Below are 5,075 nucleotides of genomic sequence, written 5' to 3'. Positions count from 1 at the left end.
GCCTGCAGAACGTGGTGTTCCAGGAAAAAACTCGGCAGCGTCTACGACAAGGCCGAGCGCGTTTCAAAACTCGCGGCGTACATTGCCGCGCGCATCGGCGGCAACGCTTCGTGGGCGGCCCGTGCCGGCTTGCTGTCGAAGTGCGACCTGGCCACCGAAATGGTCGGCGAGTTCCCGGAGATGCAAGGTGTCGCCGGTTACTACTACGCGCTCAATGACGGCGAGCCGGAAGATGTCGCGCTGGCGCTGAACGAGCAGTACATGCCACGCGGTGCCGGTGCTGAACTGCCGGCCACCCTGACCGGTGCCGCTGTCGCGATCGCCGACAAACTCGACACTCTGGTCGGTATCTTCGGTATCGGCATGCTGCCAACCGGCAGCAAAGACCCGTATGCCCTGCGCCGTGCGGCGCTGGGTGTGCTGCGCATCCTGATCGAGAAACAACTGGATCTGGACTTGAACGACGCCGTGGCCTTCGCCGTGACTGCGTTCGGCGCCAAGGTCAAGGCTGCCGGTCTGGCCGATTCGGTGCTGGAGTTCATCTTCGACCGTCTGCGGGCGCGTTATGAAGACGAAGGCGTGGATGTCGCCACCTACCTGTCGGTGCGTGCCCTGAAGCCGGGTTCGGCGCTGGACTTCGACCAGCGTGTGCAAGCGGTACAGGCCTTCCGCAAACTGCCGGAAGCGGCGGCGCTGGCGGCGGTCAACAAGCGTGTATCGAACCTGTTGAGCAAAGTCGAAGGCTCGGTGCCGACCGTGGTCGAGGCCAAATACTTCGACAACGCCAACGAGTTCTCGCTGTATTCGGCGATCCAGCAAGCGGATCAGGCGGTGCAGCCAATGGCCGCAGCGCGTCAGTACAACGAATCGCTGGCGCGTCTGGCGGCATTGCGCGAGCCGGTGGATGCGTTCTTCGACGCCGTCATGGTCAATGCCGAAGACGCCAAGGTCCGGGCCAACCGCTACGCGCTGCTGGCGCGCCTGCGTGGTCTGTTCCTCGGGGTTGCCGACATTTCGCTGCTGGGTTGAGGGACTGCTGTTGAAACTGCTGATTCTCGATCGGGACGGTGTGATCAATTACGACTCTGATGCTTACATCAAGTCGGTGGAAGAGTGGATTCCGCTGCCCGGTTCGATCGCAGCGATTGCGCAGTTGAGCAAGGCCGGCTGGACGGTGGCGGTCGCCACCAACCAGTCGGGCATTGCTCGCGGCTACTACGACCTCGCCACCCTCGACGCCATGCACGCGCGCTTGCGCGCGCTGGTAGCGGAGCAGGGCGGTGAAGTCGGGCTGATCGTGTATTGCCCGCACGGGCCGGACGAAGGTTGCGACTGTCGCAAGCCGAAACCGGGGATGTTGCAAACCATCGCGGCGCATTACAACGTGGCGCTGACGAATGTCTGGTTCGTTGGCGACAGCCTTGGTGACCTGGAGGCCGCCAAAGCCGTCGATTCACAGCCCGTTTTGGTAAAGACCGGGAAAGGCGAAAAAACTCTGGGCAAGACCCTTCCGGTCGGCACCCTGATTTTTGACGATCTGGCGGCGATTGCCGCAGAACTTATCCACAACTAGAGTGCTTCTGAAGTTCCTGACCAGGGATTGATCGGGAGTGCGCTTGAACAGTCGGGCAGTGCCCGTAACGGTAAACGTCGCCATGTCGATACTGCAGGCCATCAGAATTTTTCTCTTTTACCTGCTGCTGGGCACCACTGCCTTGCTGTGGTGCAGCCTGAGCTTTTTTTATCGCGCCCTTTCTGCCGTTCAAGGCGCGTTATCGTTTTATCAACGTGTACTGGTGCCGTTGCGCCTTGTGGTTGACCCAGGTGTTTCTCGGCATTCGTTACGAAATCAAAGGCGCGGAAAACGTGCCGGACCGGCCCTGCGTGATTCAGTCGAACCACCAGAGCACCTGGGAGACGTTCTTTCTCTCCGCTTATTTCTCGCCCTTGAGCCAGGTGCTCAAGCGCGAATTGCTGTACGTCCCGTTCTTCGGCTGGGCCATGGCCATGCTGCGGCCGATCGCGATTGACCGCGACAACCCGAAAGCCGCACTCAAGCAAGTCGCAGCCAAAGGCGATGAGCTGCTCAAGGACAACGTCTGGGTATTGATCTTCCCGGAAGGTACCCGCGTTCCCCACGGCACTATTGGCAAGTTCTCGCGCAGTGGCAGCGCCTTGGCGGTGAATGCGGCGCTTCCGGTCCTGCCGATTGCACACAATGCCGGCAAGTTCTGGCCGAAAATCGGCTGGGGCAAGAAGACGGGTGTGATCACCGTGGTCATCGGTCAGCCGATGTACGCCGAAGGCACTGGACCTCGCGCCATTGCCGATCTGAACGACCGGGTACAGGCCTGGAATGAACAGACTCAGCGCGAAATGGGTTCGCTGCCACCGGCGCCGCAGGCACCTGCCGCGAATGATCAGGTAGCTGTCTGAGATTTGTGGATAACCTGTGTACGGTTTTGTAGAAAAAGCCTGAATATTGAAATTAACTTGTTGATTTACTTATATATTTCTCAAGCTCATAAAACACCGTAAAAGGTGCATAAGTTTTTTTCGGAAGTAAAGAAACCGGCTGATATAGCCGGTTTTTTTGTGCCTGTTCACTCGGCCATCAACGGTAGCTGCAGCCGGAACGTAGTGCCTTCATCGACGATGCTATGGCACTCGATGCGACCGCCATGATGATCGATCACTGCCTTGACCATCGACAGCCCCAGACCGACGCCATCAATTCCCTGCGCCGATGAAAACCGTCGGTATTGAGTGAACAGATCCGGCAGTTCCTCGGCGGCAATGCCTTTGCCCTGATCGGTCAATTCACAGCACAGCCACTCGCCTTGGCAACTGACGCCCAACCGGATAGTGGTGCCTGCCGGGCTGTACTTGATGGCGTTTTCCAACAGGTTGAACAAGGCCCGGGTCAACAGGCCTTGATCCGCGCTGATCAGGCGTTCCTGGGATTGCTCATCCATTGCGTGCAACAGTTTGATGCTTTTCTGCTGGGCAATGGGCAGCGCCTGATCCAGCACGTCCAGCACCAGCATCGCGAACAGACTGGGTTGAAACTGGTAAGCCTCGGATTCCGCACGGGCCAGCAACACGAAACCATCGGTCAATTCCAGCGCGCGGCGTACCTGGCGTTCGATCTGTTCGAACAGCGGTGAGTCCGCTCCGACTTGATGGCGATGCACATCGAGCAGGGCCAAAATCGCTGAATGTGGGGCGCGCAGGTCGTGGGAAAGAAACCGCAACAAGACCCCACGCTGTTCTTCGGCGGCGCGTTCGGCACTCAGGTCGGTGAGGCTCAGCAGCCAGCCGATGGGGGTATCGCCATCCACCGGCAGCAAAGCCGCCCGTTCCAGACGCAAGCTGCGTTCCTTGTGATCGCGAAACTCCAGCAGCGCCAGGTCGGACAGCGCCGGGCGTGGTTCTGTGGACAACTCCGGGTAACCGAGGCGGGCCAGTTGCTCGACAACGTCGTCACCGACCAGTGGGTCATCGAACAATACGCGGGCCTTGCGATTACCCAGCAGGATCTGTCCCTTGGGATCGCTGATCAGCGTCGCCACCGGCAGGTACTCCAGACCGTCGGCAATGAAGCGCCGGGTATCGCGCGTGCGGCTCATGGCTTGCTCCAGTGCCATGATCTGGCCCTGCAGTTGGTCAGCGCTGGTGAATTGCGCGCGGCGTCGTTCCGGGAATACTTTCGGCTCGCGATCCAGCCGTGCCAGCTCCCAGCCAAAGTACGTCAGCACCACGCTCAGGCGCCGCCAGTTCCAGACCAGGTAGCCGAACAATATGCCAAGCGCTGCCGGCGTTGGTGACCACCAGTGTCGAACTTCCGCCAGTGCGGCGCTGGTGAGCAGCACACCCGCCACCCCGCCCAGCGTTACCCAGATCGCCCATCGCGGACGCCACGGCAGCAAACCGAGGACAACCGCCACCCATCCCACGGAAAGCAACGCGCTCCAAACCGCTGACGTATCGTGCAGATTAATCTGCGCGCGATACGACAACAGGGCAGTCAGTGGCAATAGCACTAGACTTATCCACAACCACTCACGCCCCAATCGCCGAAACAGGCGCTGCACCTGACTGGGCTCGCGGCTTTCACGCCGACGCGGGCTATTCATGACAAACAGGGCAGGGGACAGTGAATGGATTCATGGGCCACAGGTCTGAGGATGTAGATCCGAAGAATCATAGCGGACGTCGACCGATGGTGAACGGCTACTTTTATTGCGCAGGCCGAGCCGTTAACGTGGCCGGCCACTGCCCAAGCAACAAGGAACCCACGCGTATGCGCGTTGCGATACTGGATGATGAACCCGCCGAACTGCGTCGGGTCGAGCAAACCCTGCAGCAGATGGCTGCAGTGGGAGAGCAGCCTTGGTCGCTGCACAGCTTCGAACGGGGGGAGGACCTGTTGCGCCAGCTACGTCGGGACACCTTCGACTTGCTGATCCTTGACTGGCAACTGCCGGACATCACCGGCCTGGTGCTGCTGCGCTGGACCCGCGAACACATGGAATCGCCACCCGCCGCGATCATGCTGACCAGCCGCGACGGCGAAAGCGATATCGTCCAGGCGCTGAACGCCGGTGCCGACGATTACGTCAGCAAGCCTTTCCGCCCCAACGAGCTGAAAGCCCGCGTCGCCGCCGTCCTGCGCCGGCACAGCCAGCCACGCAGTAGCGCTGGCGAAGTCCTGACCTTCAATGACCTGACCTTCGACGATGCCGAACTGAGTGTCACCCGCGAGGGAAAGTCAGTCGTCATGACCGAACGTGAATACCGCCTGGCGCGGTGCCTGTTCAGTAACCTGGGTCGGCCGTTGTCGCGGGAGTATCTGTACGAGCGCTTCTGGCCCCACGAAGAAGTCGCTTCGTCACGGCCGCTGGATACGCACATTTATCGCCTGCGCAACAAACTGGGGCTGACGGCGGATCGCGGTTGGCAGTTGCTGACGATTTATGGGTATGGGTATCGGTTGGAGAGTGTGATGGTTGCATCCGAGTAAAAATCAAAAAGATCGCAGCCTGCGGCAGCTCCTACCGGTAATCCATGTAGGA

Annotated in this window: 3 protein-coding genes and 2 pseudogenes; 4 read left to right on the top strand and 1 reads right to left on the bottom strand. The window is 60.1% G+C overall.

All coding sequences use genetic code 11. The annotated features are described in order from the left end of the window. From glyS to HT737_RS15750, 3 genes and pseudogenes are all read left to right on the top strand, one after another. Nucleotides 1-1,029 (top strand): annotated as a pseudogene (gene glyS / locus HT737_RS15760) (glycine--tRNA ligase subunit beta); the annotation flags it as partial. A gap of 4 nt (nt 1,030-1,033) precedes the next feature. Next, the gene (gene gmhB / locus HT737_RS15755) at nt 1,034-1,573 is read left to right on the top strand and encodes a D-glycero-beta-D-manno-heptose 1,7-bisphosphate 7-phosphatase (RefSeq protein WP_174377011.1); all 540 of its coding nucleotides are present in this window, start codon (nt 1,034-1,036) and stop codon (nt 1,571-1,573) included. 82 nt (nt 1,574-1,655) lie between these two features. Continuing rightward, nucleotides 1,656-2,436 (top strand): annotated as a pseudogene (locus tag HT737_RS15750) (lysophospholipid acyltransferase family protein). A 167-nt stretch (nt 2,437-2,603) separates the two neighbouring features. Here the strand turns inward: HT737_RS15750 and HT737_RS15745 are convergent. Next, complete coding sequence (locus HT737_RS15745) at nt 2,604-4,136, bottom strand: HAMP domain-containing sensor histidine kinase (protein ID WP_182403193.1); 1,533 nt, start codon at nt 4,134-4,136, stop codon at nt 2,604-2,606. Nucleotides 4,137-4,303: 167 nt separating this feature from the next. Between HT737_RS15745 and HT737_RS15740 the strand changes: the two genes are divergently transcribed. Continuing rightward, nucleotides 4,304-5,023, top strand: a complete 720-nt coding sequence (locus HT737_RS15740; protein WP_047297419.1) for a response regulator transcription factor — start codon at nt 4,304-4,306, stop codon at nt 5,021-5,023. Nucleotides 5,024-5,075 lie beyond the last annotated feature (52 nt).

The organism is Pseudomonas sp. MD195_PC81_125 (assembly GCF_014060985.1).
Taxonomy (GTDB): domain Bacteria; phylum Pseudomonadota; class Gammaproteobacteria; order Pseudomonadales; family Pseudomonadaceae; genus Aquipseudomonas; species Aquipseudomonas parakoreensis.
Note: the sequence above shows the minus strand (reverse complement) of the source record. Positions and strands in the feature narration are given on the sequence as shown.